General features: G+C 52.2%; 19 protein-coding genes and 3 riboswitches. Of the genes, 2 read left to right on the forward strand and 17 right to left on the reverse strand.

The genetic code is table 11. The features are described 5' to 3' along the window. Positions 1–47 precede the first annotated feature (47 nt). Positions 48–803 (reverse strand): SIR2 family NAD-dependent protein deacylase, encoded by a 756-nt coding sequence (locus M4I36_RS11175; RefSeq protein WP_258111821.1) that lies wholly within the window; start codon positions 801–803, stop codon positions 48–50. Further along, positions 800–3,262, reverse strand: coding sequence for a bifunctional acetate--CoA ligase family protein/GNAT family N-acetyltransferase (locus tag M4I36_RS11180; RefSeq protein WP_258111822.1), 2,463 nt, complete (start codon positions 3,260–3,262; stop codon positions 800–802). The genes M4I36_RS11175 and M4I36_RS11180 overlap by 4 nt, the downstream gene beginning before the upstream one ends. A gap of 132 nt (positions 3,263–3,394) precedes the next feature. Beyond that, positions 3,395–3,462: riboswitch (Fluoride riboswitch) on the forward strand. A gap of 62 nt (positions 3,463–3,524) precedes the next feature. Between M4I36_RS11180 and M4I36_RS11185 the strand changes: the two genes are divergently transcribed. After that, a complete protein-coding gene (locus tag M4I36_RS11185) occupies positions 3,525–3,896 on the forward strand; it encodes a fluoride efflux transporter FluC (RefSeq protein ID WP_258111823.1) in 372 nt (123 codons plus the stop codon). A 657-nt stretch (positions 3,897–4,553) separates the two neighbouring features. On the opposite strand, the gene M4I36_RS16890 is transcribed toward M4I36_RS11185, so the two are convergent. The 3 genes from M4I36_RS16890 to M4I36_RS11200 form a co-directional block, all read right to left on the reverse strand. Next, positions 4,554–4,946: a FluC/FEX family fluoride channel gene (locus M4I36_RS16890; RefSeq protein WP_374986069.1), complete on the reverse strand. Its 393-nt coding sequence runs from the start codon at positions 4,944–4,946 to the stop codon at positions 4,554–4,556. Positions 4,947–5,021: 75 nt separating this feature from the next. Beyond that, positions 5,022–5,089: riboswitch (Fluoride riboswitch) on the reverse strand. 195 nt (positions 5,090–5,284) lie between these two features. Continuing rightward, complete coding sequence (locus tag M4I36_RS11195) at positions 5,285–6,016, reverse strand: 5-oxoprolinase subunit PxpA (protein ID WP_258111825.1); 732 nt, start codon at positions 6,014–6,016, stop codon at positions 5,285–5,287. Positions 6,017–6,140: 124 nt separating this feature from the next. Further along, the gene (locus M4I36_RS11200) at positions 6,141–7,346 is read right to left on the reverse strand and encodes an MFS transporter (protein WP_258111826.1); all 1,206 of its coding nucleotides are present in this window, start codon (positions 7,344–7,346) and stop codon (positions 6,141–6,143) included. A 317-nt stretch (positions 7,347–7,663) separates the two neighbouring features. Between M4I36_RS11200 and M4I36_RS11205 the strand changes: the two genes are divergently transcribed. After that, a complete protein-coding gene (locus M4I36_RS11205; protein WP_258111827.1) occupies positions 7,664–8,416 on the forward strand; it encodes a VIT1/CCC1 transporter family protein in 753 nt (250 codons plus the stop codon). Between the two features lie 40 nt (positions 8,417–8,456). On the opposite strand, the gene M4I36_RS11210 is transcribed toward M4I36_RS11205, so the two are convergent. The 12 genes from M4I36_RS11210 to M4I36_RS11265 all read right to left on the reverse strand — a co-directional run bounded on the left by M4I36_RS11210 (position 8,457) and on the right by M4I36_RS11265 (position 20,261). Then, entirely contained in the window at positions 8,457–9,539 is a 1,083-nt protein-coding gene (locus M4I36_RS11210; protein WP_258111828.1) for a 5-oxoprolinase subunit C family protein, read from the reverse strand. Further along, the gene (gene pxpB / locus M4I36_RS11215; protein ID WP_258111829.1) at positions 9,536–10,333 is read right to left on the reverse strand and encodes a 5-oxoprolinase subunit PxpB; all 798 of its coding nucleotides are present in this window, start codon (positions 10,331–10,333) and stop codon (positions 9,536–9,538) included. The genes M4I36_RS11210 and pxpB overlap by 4 nt, the downstream gene beginning before the upstream one ends. Further along, the gene (pcp, locus tag M4I36_RS11220; protein WP_308661214.1) at positions 10,330–10,995 is read right to left on the reverse strand and encodes a pyroglutamyl-peptidase I; all 666 of its coding nucleotides are present in this window, start codon (positions 10,993–10,995) and stop codon (positions 10,330–10,332) included. The genes pxpB and pcp overlap by 4 nt, the downstream gene beginning before the upstream one ends. Beyond that, positions 10,992–12,734, reverse strand: a complete 1,743-nt coding sequence (locus tag M4I36_RS11225; RefSeq protein ID WP_258111830.1) for a putative bifunctional diguanylate cyclase/phosphodiesterase — start codon at positions 12,732–12,734, stop codon at positions 10,992–10,994. Before M4I36_RS11225 ends, pcp begins: the two co-directional genes overlap by 4 nt. Before the next feature lie 239 nt (positions 12,735–12,973). After that, positions 12,974–13,672, reverse strand: a complete 699-nt coding sequence (bshB2, locus tag M4I36_RS11230) for a bacillithiol biosynthesis deacetylase BshB2 (protein ID WP_258111831.1) — start codon at positions 13,670–13,672, stop codon at positions 12,974–12,976. Positions 13,673–13,820: 148 nt separating this feature from the next. Next, positions 13,821–14,171, reverse strand: a complete 351-nt coding sequence (locus tag M4I36_RS11235) for a YojF family protein (protein ID WP_258111832.1) — start codon at positions 14,169–14,171, stop codon at positions 13,821–13,823. Between the two features lie 179 nt (positions 14,172–14,350). Further along, entirely contained in the window at positions 14,351–15,250 is a 900-nt protein-coding gene (gene gnd, locus M4I36_RS11240) for a phosphogluconate dehydrogenase (NAD(+)-dependent, decarboxylating) (protein WP_258111833.1), read from the reverse strand. A gap of 435 nt (positions 15,251–15,685) precedes the next feature. Beyond that, positions 15,686–16,096 carry a hypothetical protein gene (locus M4I36_RS11245; protein ID WP_258111834.1) on the reverse strand — a complete coding sequence of 137 codons (411 nt, stop codon included), beginning with the start codon at positions 16,094–16,096 and terminating at the stop codon, positions 15,686–15,688. A 65-nt stretch (positions 16,097–16,161) separates the two neighbouring features. Then, entirely contained in the window at positions 16,162–16,335 is a 174-nt protein-coding gene (locus M4I36_RS11250) for a hypothetical protein (protein ID WP_258111835.1), read from the reverse strand. A 70-nt stretch (positions 16,336–16,405) separates the two neighbouring features. Then, positions 16,406–17,740 (reverse strand): NRAMP family divalent metal transporter, encoded by a 1,335-nt coding sequence (locus M4I36_RS11255; protein WP_258111836.1) that lies wholly within the window; start codon positions 17,738–17,740, stop codon positions 16,406–16,408. A 264-nt stretch (positions 17,741–18,004) separates the two neighbouring features. Further along, a riboswitch (M-box (ykoK) riboswitch) is annotated at positions 18,005–18,170 on the reverse strand. A 122-nt stretch (positions 18,171–18,292) separates the two neighbouring features. Continuing rightward, positions 18,293–18,940 carry a helix-turn-helix domain-containing protein gene (locus M4I36_RS11260; protein WP_258111837.1) on the reverse strand — a complete coding sequence of 216 codons (648 nt, stop codon included), beginning with the start codon at positions 18,938–18,940 and terminating at the stop codon, positions 18,293–18,295. Positions 18,941–18,953: 13 nt separating this feature from the next. Further along, positions 18,954–20,261: an NRAMP family divalent metal transporter gene (locus M4I36_RS11265; RefSeq protein ID WP_258111838.1), complete on the reverse strand. Its 1,308-nt coding sequence runs from the start codon at positions 20,259–20,261 to the stop codon at positions 18,954–18,956. Positions 20,262–20,335: the final 74 nt, after the last annotated feature.

Consider the following 20,335-nt stretch of genomic DNA (forward strand, 5'->3'; position numbering starts at 1 on the left):
GGTGCGATGATGACTGCGACGGTCCTGGGAGACGCCCGAATCCTTGCTCACAGCGACGCCAAAACTTCCGGTAACAAGGTCCCAATTTTCCCGCGCAGGACAATGTCAGCCGCCGCGTCGATCTCAGTCTCTGTCTCATTGATGACGACCAGTGGACATTTGGATGCCACGCGAAACTCTGGAAGTTGGGAGGCGGGATGCACTGTCATTGACGAACCAAGCACGAATAAAGCATCTGCGGCTTGAATCGACAGAGCGGCCGACGCATAGTGTTGCACTTGTTGCCCAAACAGCACCACATCCGGTCGCAGTGGATGCCCACAGTCCCCCCGCACCGTGTATGCGGTGCATACAGGCGTCTCGTCGGCAGGAAGTGCCCTCATATCGTAAACCTGCCCACATGCGGGACAGGTCGCAGTGCGCAGATTTCCGTGCAGTTCAAGAACGACCCGACTACCCGCTTGTTGATGAAGACCATCGACATTTTGCGTGAGAATCGTGACGTGACGTCCTCCCGTTCGTTCGAAAGCAGCCAGCGCGTGATGACCGAGATTGGGACGAGCCTCAACAAATTCTGGTGACAAAAATGTTTTGCGAAAAGCAACCCAGAATTCATCGGGATGACTGTCCCAATAGGCCACAGACATGGCGTTCATCAGTCTTTCATCCGACCACCATCCTGCATTGGAACGAAAGTCAGGAATACCCGATTCAGTGCTCATCCCGGCTCCCGTCAAAACCACAACATTCGAAGAGGACTGCAACACGTATGAAATCTTGGGCAAAGCCTCGCGAAGGTTCATTCCAACACTGGTCCTTCCGATCCCGATGGTCTCCCGACCTCGACCACCACGGGTGCTTTCCACTGCAACTGACTCCCATCCATGCCAAGTGCTAACTCCATACCAGAGAATTCGGGAACGTCTTCTGTCAATTGTGACAACCGCGCAAAGAAATCTCTCAATTCCTGAGACACGTGTTCATAGTCGGTCGTCGCATCTGTCGCTGGCTGCTTGCCGACCACCATAGTCAAGGGCTGCTGATGGACGAACCAAGTCGCCACCACCCGCGCGAGTTGTTCTACATCCAAATCGGTCAATGGTAAGAGCCGAACCACATGAGGTCCGCCAAAACTGGAGGAGGGTTCTGGGAATACCCGCAAAATCGGACCGAACAGTAAATCGGACTCGAGGCGAACCGTACATTTCGCTGGTCGATGCTCCGCTACTGCCGTCATTCGAAATCCCCCAAGGCGCACTAACTCGTTCATCTCCGACTCCGTCAAAATCGCATGCCCGTGCGACTTCAATATTTGACGAACATAGTCACGTGCACCCGAACCATCCATTCCTTCAATGTCTGGAACGCGACCGATGGGACTGCGGCGATACTCGTGATATTCGACAACGCGAGCTAGCGCACGTACGGCACTCTCGGGAAATGGGTAGATGGGAATTCGATAGGCATCGTCGACCTCAATATAACGAACCATGTATTCGCCCGTAAAAAGAAAATTTGCAACTACTGGTTTTGCAAACGTTTTCCCTTGAATGCGCGCTTCTTCCCTCACTTCTCGAATTGCCGCTCCCAATGCCTCCACCACAGCCGATTCATCGGACGGGCCAACCGGAGTGTAGAGAACAACAACGGCATCCACGCTCTCATCCCGAAGCACTGCCGGCAGGACCTCTCGGTAACTATCAGCAAGTGCTTCAAACCCGAGATTGATGACAGGCTGCATGAGTCGGAGACGGTCTCGCGTCAGCATGTCAGCCGTCAATACTGCACCACCGGCGGTATTCGTCACAACCGCAACGCGATCGCCAGAAGCAACCACAGGTGTGGCTAACAGCGCAGTCACATCGAACAACTCTTGGAGTGTGTCCACACGGATAATTCCAGCCTGCCGAAAGAGCGCGGCAAACGTCTCATCATCATGAACCAGCGACGGCCCAATTCGATGCGAGGCAAACAAACTGGCGGGGCTGCGTCCACTTTTCACAGCGAGCATAGGCTTTTGTCGGGACAGTCTCCGAGCAATACGAGAGAATTTTCTCGGATTTCCAAACGCCTCTAAATACAGAAGAATAATATCAGTCTCGGCATCCGTTTCCCAATATTGGAGTAAATCGTTGCCGGAAACGTCTGCTCGATTACCGAGGGAAACAAACGACGAAACGCCAACCCCCACTCGACTTGCGTATTCTAAAATGGCGATGCCGAGCGCTCCAGAATGACTGGCAATTCCGACGCGACCGCACTTCGGCAGAGCAGGCGCAAACGAAGCATTTAACCTCACGGCTGGTGACGTATTGACCAGACCTAACCCATTGGGCCCAATCAAACGGCAGCCCGCCGCCCTTAGTTTGTCACGAATCATCCGTTCACGTTCTAACCCTTGCGGCCCAGCTTCCGCAAAGCCAGAAGACAGAATCATCACGGCCTTGACCTTGGCTCGCAGACAGTCTTCGACAACCTCTTCCACTCCCAGCGCTGGCACTGCGATGACTGCTAGGTCAACCGTTTCCGGAATCGCGGAGACCAGTGGATACGCACGCACCCCAGCAATGGCCCGAGCAGACGGGTGGACTGGATAGACAGCGCCAGTAAATTCACCTTCAAGAAGGTGGCGAAGTAGTAAGTGACCGAGCGCAATGGGATCTCTCGAAGCACCCACCACCGCCACGGTCTCCGGGTGAAAGAAGGGATGTAAGGATGCGGACGTCGCCAAGCGCTCCCGCGTTTCCTGCAACACTCGACTTGGTTCATGACGTCCGAGCGCCCACACGAGGCGTACGCTACTGCCATCCGTTTCCGACGTCAGCTCAAAACCACTCGCCCGAAACACTTGAAGCATTCGATAGTTATCCCGTAAGATATGAGCTTCCAATACACGAATACCATTCAGCCATGCGGCTTCAGCAAGATGAGCGAGCAACAAGCTGCCAATGCCTCGCCCCTGCGAGTCATCTCGGACGAGAAACGCAACTTCCGCCACGCCGTCATCTGTCCCCATGTAATTGCCAATGGCGATGGCTTTATCTTCATGCAGACACATCAAGGCGAGCGTGCGCTCATCGTCCCCAATCATCGCACGAATCGTCGTCTCATCAACCGATTTTATTGCGTGAAAAAACCGAAAATATAAGCTCTCCGGAGAGGTGTTCTCAAAAAGTTCTTGAATCAGCGCAAAGTCCGCATCCGTCGAGCGAACTTTGCGCAATTCAGCCACCAGGCCATCGCGAAGTATCACACGCGCCACGGGCGACGCCCCCTTCACTGTCTCATACCACAGAGGGTTCGCTTTGCGGAACCAACCTGAGACATTGAGAATATGTTATAGCAGGTCTGTGTCATGGTTTGCCTCTGATGGTTCTCAGTATAGCGCATTCCAATTCGATACGGCGATGGAGCCCGCCCCTCAACCGCCTTTTTCAGAAGGCTGATGGCCCCTGTCCCATTCGTTGCAAAAGCGGCAAAGTCGCGGCGCTTTCTGCATGCATCCGGGAGAGGGGATTTCTTTCATGAATTGGTCATCTATCTTTTGGGTCGCCCTTGGCTCCGTCTTCGGCACAGCAGCACGTCGCCAACTCTCCGTGACATCGCTCACACATTTTCGAAAATCTCTATCTCGCTTTCCGTGGACGACACTTCTCATCAACGCCTCCGGTTGTTTTCTACTCGGTCTTACCAACAATGCCTGGATAACCGCTCACGCCAGCCTTCGCTGGTTCGTGGACATCGGATTTCTCGGCGGCTTCACCACGTTCTCCACGTTCGTCTACGAAACCATTCAATTGACAAAGTCATCAAAGCGCCTGGCGTTGTTCTATGGATTCACCAGTGTCTCAGTTTCCCTGATTGCGTTCTCTCTGGCGACTTGGATCCTCCTTTGACAAAACCGATGACAAAACCGAGTTCCCACCAAGCAGAGCCATGGGCGAGCATTAGCTGGTCTACCGTCCTCTGCAGGACAAGCTACCATTCCATACGATAGAAGCAGCGGTAATCATGCCACACGAGCCGCAGCTCAGCACGCCAATCGACAGTCATCGACCACGAGGGGGGATAAACCGATGAGATGGAGCATCGCACTATTGATTCTCGCAGCTTCTCTCAGCGGTCTTGGTGTATTCCCTCTGATCATTTCGTCATTTCGCGAAAAGCACTGGTCAAAAGACGGAGTCGGCCCGTCGACACTCCTCGTCCTCGCAAGCGCTGCTGCCGCTACGGTGGGCTACGTGGCCGCAACGCACATGCGTGAGGCGACGAAATTCCCGCACCAATCTTTCTTCTCCATCGCGATGTTCAGCACGCTCACACTCTGGCCATGCCTCGACACGGCTCTATCGCAGCGGCACAGGCCGAAGCATTCCTCGGAAACCATTTCGAAACTTCTTCTGTTGGTCGATCCGGTCGAAGACCCGTTCGCCATGTCTCTCGCCGCCATTTTGCGCTATTTAACTCTTGGTACGGTGACCGCGCTCTGTTCGATGCCGCTCTGGCCGGATTTGTGCGCTCTCGCCTTATGGAGTGTCCTCGGAGGCGCGGTATTACGCACGATTCTGCCGCATCACCGCGCTGCGAAGCTTACCGACACCGACTCTGCCTGCCCAGAGAAGTGCGCAGCCAAGCAGAAAGGAGAAAAACAGAGCGCCGACGAAAGCCCACACTCCATGTTCTGAAAGCAATCGCAGCGAACTCGCCAGCCAATCTCCAAATGTCGTAAGAGAGCCACAAAATCCGACCGTCCAAATCCGAAACCAGGATGTCGGAAGCACGTCCTTGAAGCCTAAAGCGGCACCAAACAGAAGACATCCACTGGCATTGGCGATACAGGCGGCGATGAAAGCTCCATTGTGCCAAAATAGGTGCATCGCCATAACCCATATCCCATAGCGTAAGAGACCTCCTGCTGCGGCGGCCACCGTCCAGAATTTCCACATGTTCAGTCCCTCCTGTCGCTTGCCGGGAACTGAAAAAGCCCCTGTGCAAGCGTTGGTCTCGTCAAGCGATGCCAACTCATCACAGGAGCCATTACCCACAGAAGCATGTGAGGGTTACGGTGAGCTCCATCACCGTACAGCGGTATCGGTCCACTCATTCTGAAGTCGGACCGTTTTAGGGTATGAAGATTGTGGCCGTCAGCAAGACGTTCAAGAACGCACTCGCTCGGCAACGAGAACCTTCGTCGACTACTTACCGTATGGTATGCACCTCGACGCTCCTTGTGACCACGTCATCTACACCAGCTGTGTCGCTCTCGCGAGGAAAGACCCCCCGTTCAACGCCGCTGCGCGTCCAACACAGCCTTTGCCGCCCGTGCAAATGCTATGGCGTTCGGCCCATCCCCATGAAGGCAGATGGTGTCAACCACCATCGAGATCGGCCGACCGTCCTCTCCTATAACCCGTCCCTCGTGCATGAGCCCCCGAACTTGCTCCTCAACTTCAGCAACGGTTTGCAAAAGCGCTTTTGGATGGGTTCGGGGCAGAAGTCGCCCATCCGCCGCGTACCTTCGGTCGGCAAATCCTTCTCTCCACACTGCCAGTTGTGCCTCCTGCGCAACCTCCGCGAGCACGCTTTCCGGCAGCGTATAGACGCAGAGAGTCGGGTCAACATCGCGAATGGCTGCCACGACCGCTCGAGCCACTGACCGGTCTACAGACGCCCGATGATAGAGCGCTCCGTGTAGCTTTACATGATGCAGGACGCCCCCCTTAATGGCGAGAAATCCGCGAAGCGCGCTGATCTGGTAGACCATCGAAGTGTACATCTCCGCATCCGACATCGTCATCTCCCGCCGTCCAAATCCCATCAGGTCGGGATACCCTGGGTGAGCCCCGACCGACACTCCGTGCGCCAGTGCCGCATCGACGGAAGCCTGAATGGTCAGCGGACACCCCCCGTGAAACCCACATGCTAAATTCGCGGACGTCACGTACGGCCACAACTCCGCATCGGCGCCAACCTGGAATCGACCATAGCTCTCGCCCATGTCGCAGTTTAAATCCACTCCCGCCACCTCCCAACGCGTACTTTCAGAGAACTGTTTGGACGCAAAAATCAACCTGCGCGAATTGATTTTTCAGTAGTCCATAGACGAAATATCGACTGCGGCCTGAATGCATCGCTGTCATTCAAATAGCCGGCTCAGGGTCATCCGAACCAACTGGAAATGGCAACATCAGACCAATCCCGCCCAACAAGGCTGGAATTCCAACCAGAACAAACAGTATCGATAAGTGAACCTGAAGCATCAGGTAGCCATAGACAGCCATTCCAACAGGCGTCATCATCGTGCTGAGTGCACCCATGATGCCAAAAACTCGCCCACGAGATTTGGCCGGTACAACTTGATAAGCAAAAGTTCCGAGCGCCCCGTTCATCAGAGCAGTAAAAATCCCCATGACCAAGAGTATGGACGTAGACCAAAAGATGTTTGTGTCCACTCCAAAGACTGCCACCAGCAGAGCATCTATGAGCAAGCCACCTACAAGGATGGTGCGAATTTCAACTTTTTTATTGATAGGTCCGAGCAGCATACCCCCGACCAAAATGCCGACAAAAAAGGACCCTCCGACGAGTGCCAGATAGATGGCATTCCCATGCATGGGTCCCTTAACCCACGCCGTCAGTGTAATATCAAATGCCGAAAAGCCAAAGTTCGCAGCCATGGCCGCGAACACAACCAACGCAACCAAACGAGATTTAAGGGTCGTTCGAAAACCCGCCTTCCACTCTTTGAAAAAGGATGGAGGCTCGGTGGGAGGACCGATATGTTCTTGAACACGAACGAACAACAAACTTATAACCGAAATCGCATAAGTTATTGAGTTTAACAGAAACAGAACAGGAGCGCCTAGAAGTTGAATGATGGGTCCTCCACCCAATGTACCTGCAAGTTGGGCAATGCCACTACTCGACTGCTCAAGTCCGGATGCTTCCGCCAAAAGTTCTTTGTCCACGACCAGCGGAATAATACTCCGAGCCGCCGGTCCGAAAAATCGTCCCGCCAGTTCCAACAGCAAAACAGTGGCTACAATCCACACGATGCCGTCATGGTGCGCCGCGAAGAAAAATAAAACTGCGCAAAGAACCAGACGAAGCAGGTCGACAACCATCATCACGGTGCGTTTTTTCCAACGATCAACAAAAACCCCAGAGAATAATCCAGCCAATGCGGGAAGACTTTGCGCAAGACCAGTAACAACCAATAATTCTTTCGATCCAGTGGTGATATAGACGTACCAAGGCAATGCGAGCATATACAAGTTGTTCCCCAGCGTGGAAATAAGTTGACCTGACAAAAGAATGGAATAATTCCGATTTGAAATAACGCTCACAAACACACCTCCATGGTTCATGTCTATCACGCAACACGGTCGTTCATGCGAAAAAGAGAACACCCCTTCTCCACAAATTCAATACTTTTCATTTCCAAAGTACACCATAAGAGGGCATTTGTCTATGAGCTCTTTTGACGTGAACATACTTTTTCTTGAATCTAGCGCAAACAAGGACAATCGGTGTTTCAGTTAAGTGCGTCAAACTGAAAATGATGGCTAGGCAATCCGTGGTGATTACGATTGACTAAGAGACATCCCATCCGAAAGAATGAGACTCGACAGAACGTAAAGCATCAAAAGGAGTTTGATACGCGATGATCCATCTGGATGTTGCTCATCCTGCGCAAAATCGTTTACACAAGATATTCGGCCAAGAACGTTGGCACAAGTCACAGACTGGCGGTTGGATTGGAGACGCCATTTACGGAGTCAATGACGGCCTCGGTGCAATTTTTGGCATCATTGCTGGCGTGGCGGGTTATACCTCGAACGTCCATATCGTGTTGGTCAGCGGTCTGTTTGGAGCTTTAGCAAGCACTCTCTCCATGGGCGCTGGGGCATGGCTTGCAAGCAAGTCGGAATCCGAACTTGAACAGCAGGAATTGGCGCATGAAATGCGGGAAATTCGTGAAAATCCAGAGCACGAAATCGAGGAGTTGGCTCTACTCTATCAACTAAAGGGATTCAACGAAGCAGAGGCAGACGCCATTGCACACAAAATCGCAACGGACGAAAGTTTGTTTGTTAAGACGATGGCCCAGGAAGAACTAGGAATTCAAGAGACCGAAAGCGGATCGCACTGGAAATCGGCATTTGTCGGCAGCCTTTCGACACTCGTCGGTGGACTTGTGCCACTCATTCCCTTCCTGTTTGCGAGTGGTATCCTCGCGCTCATTTTAGCGGCAGCTGTCTCCATTGTAGCCCACTTCGCGGTCGGCGCATTAAAGACGTTGGTGACTGCCCGCCGCTGGTGGACCAGTGGTCTAGAGATGACGATGGCTGGGATTATTGTAGGTGTGGTCGCGTACGGTCTGGGACTCCTCGGAACCACGTTGGTTCACATCTGATATATCAAGAGACAGGAAAACTCTATGGTGCCTGGCGGAGCTATTCCCCTCGCGCGTATTTCGAGCGCACCGCCCACTGCACCTGGTGGAACATCCGCTGACGTTCCTGCAAAAGAGAGGCTGCCGTTGCCCGCGAAATTTCTCGAAACCGCACAGAAGTTCCGGGCCGGCATTGTGCCGCTCTACCCAAGTCTGCAGTGCAGACGTGCGCGATGCGAGGGTAGCCGCCGACCGTCTGGCAATCGGCAAGCAACACCATGGGTTGACCGTCGCCGGAGATTTGGACCGTTCCCGGGACCACTGGATTGGAGCGCATATCTCGGCCGTGCGGTAAGCAGAGCGGCTGTCCCTGAAGGCGCAATCCAATCCGGTTGGAATCAGCAGATACGAGAAATCGCTGTCTCAACCAACCGATTCGTTCGGCTTGACTAAAAATGTCCCACTCGGGTCCACGCAAAAAACGCAATTCCCGTGCGGCGTCCACTGATTTTTCGCCAGTATGGGTCTCGTCCACTGAGAAATGGTCTGAGAGGAGAGAATCCGACGTCGTTTGCAAGGACAAACATACGGTCGAAGAAAGACTCCAAGTAGCCTCGTAGAGACCGGGGACCGCATGAACTGGACGTCCATGCCGAGCCCAATGCCGATAGGCCTTGTCTCCAAGGTCGAAACGCGTGGGCAATTCATCGCCCGCACGGACGGCGCGCCCGCCCATCCCACCAAAGGCGGTGCGCAAATCCGTCGATTGTGAAGCAAGCATCTCAGGCACCGCAAATCCTCCAGCTACCGCCAAGTAAGCCCAAACGCCTCTCTCTGCAGTGTCAAACGTGACCGTGACCCCTGGCGGGACAGCAACCACTTTTCCGCTCGGCCACGGCCAACCATCGATGGATGCACGCATACCGGCCCCCATATGGACGAGCACGCTCTTGTGTCTCACCTCAAGCGCCGCTCCGACGAGACCCATTTCGAGCGCAGACTCACCCGATTGGCCCAAACACGCATTCGCGAGACGCAGTGCATCCCCGTCTGCCGCGCCACCCGGAGACAAACCAATTTTCCGATAGCCAATGCGCCCCTCATCCTGAATGGAGGACAAAAAACCAGCACGGACGATTTTCATATCCCATCCCCCACATCCGCGTCGGCATCGCACTCTCCGCTAGCGGGTTGGGTGACCGAGCGACGTTTGGGCGGATGGACAGCTACACTTGTGCCGCGTTCGACCGCGTGGAATCGAACGAGATCGCCCGCAGAGAGGAGCGCCGGAGGAATGCGGTTCGCATCGAACAACTGCCAATCGGTCCGACCAATCAACTGCCATCCACCTGGAGTAGCGTGCGGGTAAATGCCGGTCTGTTCGCCACCGATTCCGACCGATCCCGCTGGAACAGCGACCCTCGGAGTGGCTCTGCGCGGCACGGCCAAAGAGGCTGGCAGTCCGTCCAAATATGGAAAACCGCCAATAAAACCGAGAAACCGAACCAGATACGTCGGCTCGGTATGCCGACGAACAACTTCGTCTACGTCCATCTCCAAACAACGTGCAACCTCTTCTAAATCAGGTCCGTCCACGCCACCGTAACGCACGGGAATATCCCACAACGCCCTTCTCGGCGTAGGTCGACCCTTTTCCTCTGCGAGGGCCTGACACAGACCGCGACAAACTGTCCCTAACGAGGTTTGAACTGGGTTGTAAATGACCAGTACTTCGTCATAGCCAAGAGAGACATCCTGCCAAGAGACATCGGCGCGACACTCGACTTGATAAGCCATCTCCAGCAGTTCCCTGGCTCGCTCAGCATCGTTCTTTGCTGGATTTGCAAACTGGAGAAGCACTCCCGTATCGCCAAACGCTCGCATGCAAACGATTTGCCCCTGCCATCGACACGAGTGGCTTACATCCACGCTTGTCACTGCTCTTGACCACCTACCAGCTGCTCATCGGGAATGGGTGAAAGAACCGCTCGAAGAGACACTTCGACACCTTTCTTCATCAGTTGTAACGACATGCTCGGACTACTACGCCCCAGCACTTGCATCGGGAGGTAGGGAACGTGCATAAATCCACAGCGCCAAATGAACGGGAATTCAGTTGCTGCCATATGCATCAAGGCGTAGAACACGTGGTTACAAACGAAAGTACCCGCCGTCTGACTGACCTCTGCCGGAATGCCCGCTGCTCGCATATCGCGAACCATGCGCTTGATGGGCAGGGAACTAAAGTAAGCTGCTGGCCCTCCCGACACGACAGGAACATCGACCGGCTGTTGGCCATCGTTGTCCGCGATTCGCGCGTCATCGATGTTGATGGCCACCCGCTCTGGTGTCAATCCGTTACGTCCACCAGCTTGGCCAAGACAAAGGACGACCTCGGGTCGATGTTCCGAAATCGCCGCGCGCAGGTGTTGCGAAGAAACCCCGAAAACGGTCGGCAGTTCTGCCACCACCACCTCGACCGTCACGTCGTGAATCGTCTGTAGCCCGGCGAACCGAGAGGCGAGCAACCAGGACGGATTTTGTTCCTCTCCACCAAATGGTTGAAATCCCGTGATGAGTACCCTCCGCACAGTGGTCATACAATCGCCTCCTCGTCTAACAGATGCCGCTCGACCAAGCCTGCATCTTTCGGTTGGCAGAAGTAAAATCCTTGGACGACATCACACCGCATCGTCTGCAGCATCGCAAGTTGTTCTTCGGTCTCCACGCCCTCCGCGACAACCTCCATGTCTAAGTGATGCGCCATTTGTATAAGCGTCGAGACAATGGCTTGTTCACGCATATCCGAAACCATGCGGTGTACGAACGATTGATCGATTTTAATCGTCGTTGGAATAAATTCTCGAAGATAGCCAAACGAAGAAAAACCACTGCCAAAATCGTCAATCGACACGCGCACGCCCAGCTCCTTGAGCTTGCAGAGCGCTGCAGCTGTGTCTCGCGGATTTTGCATAACGGCGCTCTCGGTAATCTCGATGTCTAGGCAGGAGGGTGGCAGGCTCCATTCTTTGAGTGCTTCCGACACTTCTTTTAAAAGATTGACGTGCTGAAACTGTTTCGCAGAAACGTTGATGGAAACCACCAGGGATGTCAGTCCTAATTTTCGCCACAAAGCGATTTGACGACACGCCTGATGAAGCACATATCGCCCGAGCGGAACGATAAATCCCGTCTGTTCGGCGAGAGGAATAAATTCTGTTGGACTGACAATGCGCCCTTCCGGAAGCTGCCATCGCAAGAGGGCTTCCACCCCAACCGTACGCCTCGTACGCACATCGACTTTCGGTTGATAGAGCAAGAAAAATTCCTGCCGGGCTAACCCGTGACGCATATTGGCATCCAGTTGTACATTGCGCATCCATGTATCAACAGGCGGCTGAACATATTCTCGAAGGCCGTTGCCCCCGGACTCTTTGGCCCAGTACATGGCAATATCCGCATGTTTCAACAGCGTCGCAGCATCCTTACCGTCTCTCGGATATTCTGCAATACCAATGGAGGGCGTTAAATAAAATTCGTGTTCCTCTACTTGTATCGGCTTGTCAAACTGGCGCAAAACCCGCTTTGTCGCATCTCTCGCCAATTCAATATCATCAAACACAAGTCCAAATTCATCGCCGCCCATTCGAGCGATGAAGGACCCCATACCCGCAGACATGCGCAAGCGTTTCCCGATTTCTTGAATGACTGAGTCGCCAAATGCGTGGCCAAACGAATCATTCACATATTTGAAGCGGTCCACATCGAGCACCAAAATGGCTCTTTTGCGGTCAGAACCGCCGACCATTAATATTTCCTCTAAATATTCAATAAATCGATTGCGATTTGGAAGACGTGTCAACGTGTCATAGTATGCAATCTGTGTCAACGACTCATAGAGCCTTTGCCTATCCGTCACATCGCGGATGAAACTGACGACTTCGGGACGCCCGTCGCGTGTCTGCATCATCAGGCACGACGTCTCCGCCGCAAAAGGTGTCCCGTCAGAGCGAACCATTTGGTACTCGCCGCAATGCGTTCGGCGCCCCGAAATCATCTCATTCTCCATCTGAAACAGGTCGGACTGGACTTGCATGTGACAGTTGCCGTGAACAAATCGAAGGATTGGCTGCCCTTGCAGAGTCTTGGCATCCAGCCCAAACAACTGTCCCGCCGCTTGGTTTGCAAAGCGAATGACACCATCTTGATGCAAAATGATAGCGTCCGGAATAAACTCCAGCAGGTCTAACCGAGTGTCCCGCGAATCAAACGCCCTCTGCTCAATTTCCTGCCAAGTGGACTGTTGAAGTGGTTCCGAACGCGCCTGCCTTTTTGCCATTTTCTGTGTCCTCCGAATACCGCCACGCACTGCTCGGAAATACTCTCCTCTAAGAGCAGCGTCTGGTTGTCGCATCGTGTCCACACAGTTCGACACATTTCCGCTTCATTCCTGCATAGCGGGACAAATCAAGGGCCAATTTTCTTAGCTGACGAGCGCAAGGCCCTAGTTCCGCATCTGCTCGTCAGCCCGAAATGAGATTCAGAAATGTGCTGTCTTCCTTTGCGACGCAAACACGTTCAGGAAAGCCAAAGCGTGTCCGGCAAATGGTCGGGATTGTAATACCAAAAGACTTCCTTCTTAAAGTTTTGTTCCATTCTCTTTCGAACGGCTTCATCCGATTCAGAACCGTCCGCGAGCCGCTTCATCATCCCCTCAGACTGAGAGCGATGTGCTTTGACGGCATCTATCTTGGTCTGCACGACATCCGCAATATCCACCTCTATGTCAGGAGCACCGAGCGTCTGGAGACGATTGTGCGTAATCGCGTGCGCATAAATTTCCGGCCGTTCAGCAGCGCCGAGACCTTTTACCGCTAACACCGCGGCAAAACCAAGCGCATCGTGGTCCGGATGCACGCCATAGCCGGGATAATGAGTCAGCAGTATCTGCGGGCGAAACTCGCGAATCACAGACTGAATTTGTTCAGCGACCTTTGCCGGGTCTTCAAATTCAATGGTCTTATCACGCAATCCCATCTTGCGAACGTCTTGAATACCAAGTACCTTACAGGCGTCCGCCAATTCTTGCGCTCGAACATGAGGCAAACTTTCGCGCGTGGCAAAAAACGGCTTACCCATATTGCGCCCCATCTGCCCTAAGGTACCACACATATAAACAACTTCCGCACCACTTTTGGTCCATTTGGCAATGGTCCCTCCACAGCCAAACGTCTCATCATCGGGATGGGGTAACACCACAAGAACTCGATTGACCACCGCAGTCAAACCTCCTTCAAAACATCCTCCAAGAGCCCAGCCATCGCACTAAAGCAAGCATTCAAGGTTCGAGCATTCAAGCATTCAAGGTTCGACCTCGTTGAATCTCGCTCGTTCCAGTTACAATCTCGTACGCACGTCGACTGCGTCAAACTTCAAACGGCTGAAAGCTCAATTCGAGCGAAATGGCCAATTTCCCGTCACCATCATGTCCGGCAAACAACAGCCGTCCCTCGTCATCAACTTCCCAATCCGTCAATCCTTCCGCATAAATCCAGCCCTGATCCATCTTTAGACCGACTCGATACGGTCCAAACCCCGTCACCGATCCACGCTCAAAACGCACACGTCCATTCCGGATATAGGCACAGACTGCCATGGAGCCAGATGGATTATTTCCTGCATAAGCTCCATTTGTCGTCTCCAGATGCAAATACACGTCCTTGTCCACGAAGCGCTGCAGATATGCCTCTGCTTCCGCCCGATGCAACGGCCCCATCCATTCTCCCCCTGTTCTATTCCGACTTGCCTATACATCTTACAATAAGTTTGTTACGAAATCTATTTCAGTCAGAGTTCTGACCGCTCACCTAGGCGAGTTCTCTCTTATTCTCGGACGACTCCACACTCATAGGACTCCACCTGCGCAATATGTATCTCTCGGAACGAGAGACCGTCTCACTCGACGGTCTCGACAGCGTGCCCACCAAATTGGTTGCGAAGCGCCGCCACCACTTTGCCGCCGAACGTATCCGTCACTTGCGAGCGATACCGCATCAAGAGCGACATGGCAATAATTGGGGTTGCCACTTCCATATCGAGCGCCTCCTGCACCGTCCACTTCCCCTCCCCTGACGAATGCATGACGCCACGGATGGTCGATAAAGCGGGATCCGCCGCAAATGCTTGTTGCGTGAGTTCCATCAACCAGCCACGGATGACCGATCCGTTGCACCACACATTGGCCAAAGCGGCATAATCGTAGTCAAATTCACTGTGCTCGAGAACCTCAAAGCCCTCCCCAATCGCCGCCATCATGCCGTATTCAATGCCGTTGTGAACCATCTTGCTGTAATGTCCACTGCCCGACTTTCCGGTATACAGATAACCACCTTGGACGGCAGTATCACGAAACAGCGCCTCAATTTGAGAAAACACGGTGGCATTGCCACCAATCATGTAGCAGGCTCCATATCTGGCTCCAGACGTACCCCCGGATGTTCCCACATCAAAAAAATGTACGCCAACCTCGTCCAGTTCCGCGGCTCGACGCATGCTGTCTTTATAATGGGAATTCCCTCCGTCGATCACGATGTCTCCACGTTCCAACCGAGTGCCCAGTACCGCCAAAACTGAGTCCACCACAGAACCGGCTGGAACCATCAACCAGATAATTCGCGGTGGTGATAGTTTGTCCACGAGTTCCTCGATGGATGCTGCCGCACCACCCCCCGCAGCGCGAAACGTCTCCCTGGCATCCGAATTGATATCGCTGGCGACCACTTGGTGACCCTTCTCTAACAGATTGACTCCAAGATTGTGACCCATCTTACCCAATCCAATCAGACCGATTTGCATGTAGGACCGCTCCTTTGCATCGTTTTGCGACAGCCAACACATTTTCTACCGAATGAACAACAACTGCTCGTGGAGACCCCACGTCGCCATTGTACCAAACCCACTCCGGAAAACTGCTGGTTGGCTAAACCACAGAACCCCCTCTCATCTCCAATGCACAAACGGTACCCTTGATGGAACACTATCTACTGGAACCTGTGGAACATGTGCACACGCGGTCTCGGCTCGATTTAGAACGCAAAAAATTCCGTCCGCGAAGACTGGACGGAACGCTCTCGAAACTCTTGTGGTAAACCAACCAGATTAAGAGTTTCACTGCGACGAAAGTCGCACAATACGAAATTCCACCTACAGAATAACACATTCCCACAGAAAATCCGCCATGTCGAGGAGATTCTGCAGTAATCTCTGACACATTCTAAACATTTGAGAGTTTTAAGCGCGTTTTAGTTTTCTGCCTCTTTGAAACCGCCCATCTTCATCACGCTTCGCCAAGTACCTCTGACCACACTTTTCGCACTTCAAAACTTCGTTCGTATAGTGACGGAAACTCCCCTTAAAGGGCTTGTCCGCTTTTCCACTCGGGCGAATCCGCCGCAAGTATTCGTGAATGTGGTGCTCCACTACAGATAGGGGCGAGTCACATTCTTTACAAAGAGGAACGCGATACGGAACCAACGCCACCGTGCCTCCTTTTCCAAATCGGCAGAACGTTGAACAACGGCAGTTCTTCTCTGCCTTTACCACACCATTTCGCTTATACCATTTCGCTCTCATCGCAATTTTTCCTTCATAGAAAGAAAAAGATAAAGCACGGACCAACGGTCCACGCTCCATCTCACTCAACGCGCCATCTCACTCAACGCGCCATCTCACTCAACGCGCCATCTCACTCAACGCGTGTTTCACATTCAAATGGTTCCACGCGTAAAACCAATAATGACCAGAACAACCATAGCGACAATGTAAATTCGCAATCCCCAGAAAATCACGTTAACGGACCCTTTTACTTTAGCCCGCTCCAGTGTCACCTGCGGAGTATCTTCCATCAATGCATACACTTTAGACTTCTTCCCGTCTTTCATGCTCCATCCCTCCTAAGAAAGGCTCTCCATCTTCAGACCGCGTCAAGAGTTCATACGCCCTGTATCGCCATCAAAGTTTTGGGAAAATGACGGTGAGTCCATAAACTCCATTCAAAACCACCAACAATCCGACAATCACGAAAGCCGATATGTTTTGCCAGCGGCCGTTCACATGAATCCCCATGATTCCTTTGTCGTTCAACAGCAGAATTAGAAACATCATGGCGGCTGGCATGAAAATAGACGCGATAACTTGAACAGCCAAGTTCATGAAACCAAGCGGAGCATTCGGCCACAATACAACTGCTGCCGCAATGATGGCACTGATGATGCCCGGTACATAAAACTTCCAGGCCCGCGAACATGGCATGTTGATGCTCTTTGGCCAGTGAAAAGCTTCACCCATCGCCCATGACGTACTCGCGGTCAAGGCAATGGCTGCAATGGTTCCTGCCTCGACCATGCCGAGCGCAAACAATTTTTCTCCAGTTGGACCAAGCTTATGACCTAATACTGTCAAGATTTGCGAAATACTGTAATCTCCCGCATTAGGCAGTCCATGTACGACGGTTCCCGTCAAGATGACGATGGCCAACGCCACGAGCACCATGGCCACCGTTCCAATGGCCGTGTCCCACTGGCCGCGGCGAATGTCCTTGACCTTGAGGCCCTTGTCGACAACCGAAGACTGTTGAAAGAAAAGCATCCAGGGTGCAATAGTCGTCCCGAAATTTGCCAAGACGACAAACAAGAAAACTGGTGTAAACCCGCCAGGAATATTCCAGTTTGTAAAGGCATTGGCAACCTCAGACCAATGTGGGTGCGCCATCAAAGCAATTGGTACAAAAACCAAATTGCCGAGAGCAATCCAAAGAGAAATGCGCTCCCACGTATAATAGCGGAGGACCAGCAGAATCAGCGCATCGACGACGCTAGCTACGACTGCACTAATCCAGTGTGGAACACCGAATACTCCCATCCCGAGAGTGATGCCAATAAACTCTGTAATCAAGGCCAAGACATTGGCGACCACTAAGTCGATGAGCGAAAACCAACCCCAAAACGCTCCGTAGCGACCCCAAATCATCTCTGCGTGACCGCGTTTCGTGACCGCTCCTAAGCGAACCGTCATCTCTTGTACAACGTACGCGATGAACCCAGCCAAGATGAGTGCAGGAATGAAAAAGCCAATTCCATAAGCGGCGCCAGTCTGGGCATAGGTAATGACTCCGCCAGCGTCGTTGTCGGCAATCATCACCAGCACGCCAGGACCAATCATCACGAGTCCAAGCAGAATTTTTGCGAGAATACCTTTTTTCGCTTCTAATGTTTCAATTCTCTCTTGGTCTTTTCTGCGAATATCCGCATCGAGTTCCTCGTAGTCGAAGGCTAGGTTTTTTGCCATAGGAAACACCTTCCTCAAGTTCTGGTGTGGAAATCATGGAATGGGGAAAAAGCACACAACCCGACAAAGACTGCAACTTACGCTGCATACTAGGGCCTATATCCACACCAACCACCTCCTTGAGGAATGAACCTGCCTTTGCTGCACCATTGAACTGTGGTATCTTATGCATCTACATGGGAACGCAACAATACCCCTGAAACAATAGGTCCGGTTTCAGGGGTATTGTTTGGCGCACAATGAATTATCATGTCCTCGCCAAAAACGCATCCCCCTAGTTGAGCTTTGGCACTATACGACATAGGGCATCAAACCCAGCCACATTAAGTAAAGCCTTAAGCCGGCAGTACCTGGTGACCCATTGGCGTGTTTCCACGTTTCCGGGCAGTGGCATGTATTCGCATAGACGCCTCGCCTAACGAGGACTTTTAATTTTAATGGTGTCAAAGCAAGAAATGCATACAACAACCGACTCTTCAATAAAGCAAAACAACTTCTGCTCGCAACCTAGTTATATCATGCCGCTTGAACAGTGTCAACGTAAAAAATCGCCTATGAAGAAAGCCTTCGTTGATATTCCTTCCATTTTTTATACGAAATATCCAGAGCAATTGCGTCGTCCATATAACCAACTGGAAAGAGATAGTCTGGAATCGCGTCTGTTGCCACTATGAAGTAGAGCAGCGCTCCGCCGAGAATTTGTCGCTCAATATCACTGATGCCCGATATGAGAAACGCTGCATACATTTCATCCAAGACTCCGGAAAAGACCCCAGAATCGTTTAGTTGCTCGCGCTTCTCGACGAACTTCTCAACGATGAGCAATTGGCCCTCTTCCGTATTTGCATACCCTTCACACTTTTGAAGCTCCCGTTCAATGTCAAGCCGGGTACACTGAATGTTCCAACCCAAATCCTTGAATAGACCCGCACAAATGGCTGTCAAATTAGGCTCCACCGCAGACATATTCCGCTCCAGTTGAAATCCTGCCGCTTCAAACAAAACAATTGGGTTGACTTTCAAGCACTCGGCGATTCGCTGAAGATATTCAGGATTGACTCTCTGTTTGCCAGACAACATTTTAGAAATGGCTGCCACATCGATTCCGGTTGCCGCTGCCAGTCTCCGCATGGACATCTCTTGGTCTTGAAGTAAATCTTTGACCAGACGTTCCAACTCACGTGATGGACTTTCTGCCACAACAGCCCCCTCCTCAAAACGTCCCAAATGTTTGCCAAAAGGTTGCGATGGTCAAGGCAATCAGCAGAATAACTATTGACCATCCCCAGCACTTGGACCATAAACGGCTTGCATACTGTCCCATCATTTTTCGATCCGCTGCAAACAAGACCAGAAAGATGAGAATGGGTGCAATGAGAACGCCTCCGACCACTTGCGCGAGCACGGAGATAAAGTCCATCGGCAGGTTCGGAATTAACAATACGCCAGAAGCCACGAGCAGACTCCCAAAGTAAACTCCATAAAATCCGGGAGCTTTACGAATGGAATCATTGAGGCTGCGTGCCCAACCGAACGATTCGGCTATGGTCCAGGATGACGACAGAGAGATTGTGATGGCTGCAAGAAATCCAGCATTAAAAATGCCGAATCCGAACAAAATAGCGGCAAGACGTCCGAAGTGAATGTTCAACGCCGAAATAAGCGTGGCTGGCCCAGCACTGCTGAGATGCGATACATGACCAAAGAGCGCCGCGCCGCAGAGGATAATAAAAGCCGCAATGACCACTTGGACAACTGCGCCGATGGCCGTATCCATTCGTCCGAGCACGAGTTGCTTTTTCGTCACTCCTTTGTCAATGACGGCGCTACCTTGAAAAAAAATCATCCACGGGGCAATGGCGTTACCAATTGTCGCGATGACATACCAAATCACATTTTTAAAAGGAGCAAACGCAGGTAAATTCCAGCGAACGAGCGCATGTGCAACATCTTGAAAACTCGGATGCGTCAGCAGAGCAACTACCACAAACACCACATTCAGCGCGCCGATAAACAGCGTCAGTCTCTCTTTTGTCCAATATCCCGTAAACATTGTAATGGAGACCACCAGACCCAAGCTGAGCAGGTCCGCCGTCCATAATGGCAATCCGAGAATCACCAGTCCCGCCGTCATTCCGATAAACTCTGTCAAAAGCGTAATCAAATTTTCCAATGTTAGAGTCGTTATATGATAATAACCCCAAAACTTGCCGAAACGGTCGAAAACTAATTTTGCGTATCCTGTACTGCTCACAACTCCAACACGCAGGCTCATCTCTTGTACAGTAAATGTGACCACTCCAAGAACTAGAACCAAAGGAATAAACAGTCCCACTCCAAACTTGGCGCCAGTGACCGCATAGGAAATAACCCCTCCAGCATCATTATCCCCAATCATCGCCAAGACCCCCGGTCCCAACAGGAGCCAGAATACGTTTAAGTACCGCAGCTTAAATTTGCGCTTGACCTGAGATGTAGACACCACGGACTCGTCTTCGGTGGAAATGGGTCGAGAGTTCAAGAGCGGATCAACTCCTTCTGCCGTAATGCCCTATCCTATAAGTGCATCGGCAAAAAGGTGTTGCGTCCATGTTG

The sequence above is a fragment of the Alicyclobacillus sp. SP_1 genome (assembly GCF_024706985.1).
Lineage (GTDB): Bacteria > Bacillota > Bacilli > Alicyclobacillales > Alicyclobacillaceae > Alicyclobacillus_I.

Excerpts from the sequence above, each read along its gene's own strand:
- M4I36_RS11175 (WP_258111821.1), bottom strand. The coding sequence starts at position 803 with ATGAACCTTCGCGAGGCTTTGCCCAAGATTTCATACGTGTTGCAGTCC.
- M4I36_RS11185 (WP_258111823.1), top strand. The coding sequence starts at position 3,525 with ATGAATTGGTCATCTATCTTTTGGGTCGCCCTTGGCTCCGTCTTCGGC.
- M4I36_RS16890 (WP_374986069.1), bottom strand. The coding sequence starts at position 4,946 with ATGTGGAAATTCTGGACGGTGGCCGCCGCAGCAGGAGGTCTCTTACGC.
- M4I36_RS11205 (WP_258111827.1), top strand. The coding sequence starts at position 7,664 with ATGATCCATCTGGATGTTGCTCATCCTGCGCAAAATCGTTTACACAAG.
- M4I36_RS11210 (WP_258111828.1), bottom strand. The coding sequence starts at position 9,539 with ATGAAAATCGTCCGTGCTGGTTTTTTGTCCTCCATTCAGGATGAGGGG.
- pcp (WP_308661214.1), bottom strand. The coding sequence starts at position 10,995 with ATGACCACTGTGCGGAGGGTACTCATCACGGGATTTCAACCATTTGGT.
- M4I36_RS11225 (WP_258111830.1), bottom strand. The coding sequence starts at position 12,734 with ATGGCAAAAAGGCAGGCGCGTTCGGAACCACTTCAACAGTCCACTTGG.
- M4I36_RS11235 (WP_258111832.1), bottom strand. The coding sequence starts at position 14,171 with ATGGGGCCGTTGCATCGGGCGGAAGCAGAGGCATATCTGCAGCGCTTC.
- gnd (WP_258111833.1), bottom strand. The coding sequence starts at position 15,250 with ATGCAAATCGGTCTGATTGGATTGGGTAAGATGGGTCACAATCTTGGA.
- M4I36_RS11250 (WP_258111835.1), bottom strand. The coding sequence starts at position 16,335 with ATGAAAGACGGGAAGAAGTCTAAAGTGTATGCATTGATGGAAGATACT.
- M4I36_RS11255 (WP_258111836.1), bottom strand. The coding sequence starts at position 17,740 with ATGGCAAAAAACCTAGCCTTCGACTACGAGGAACTCGATGCGGATATT.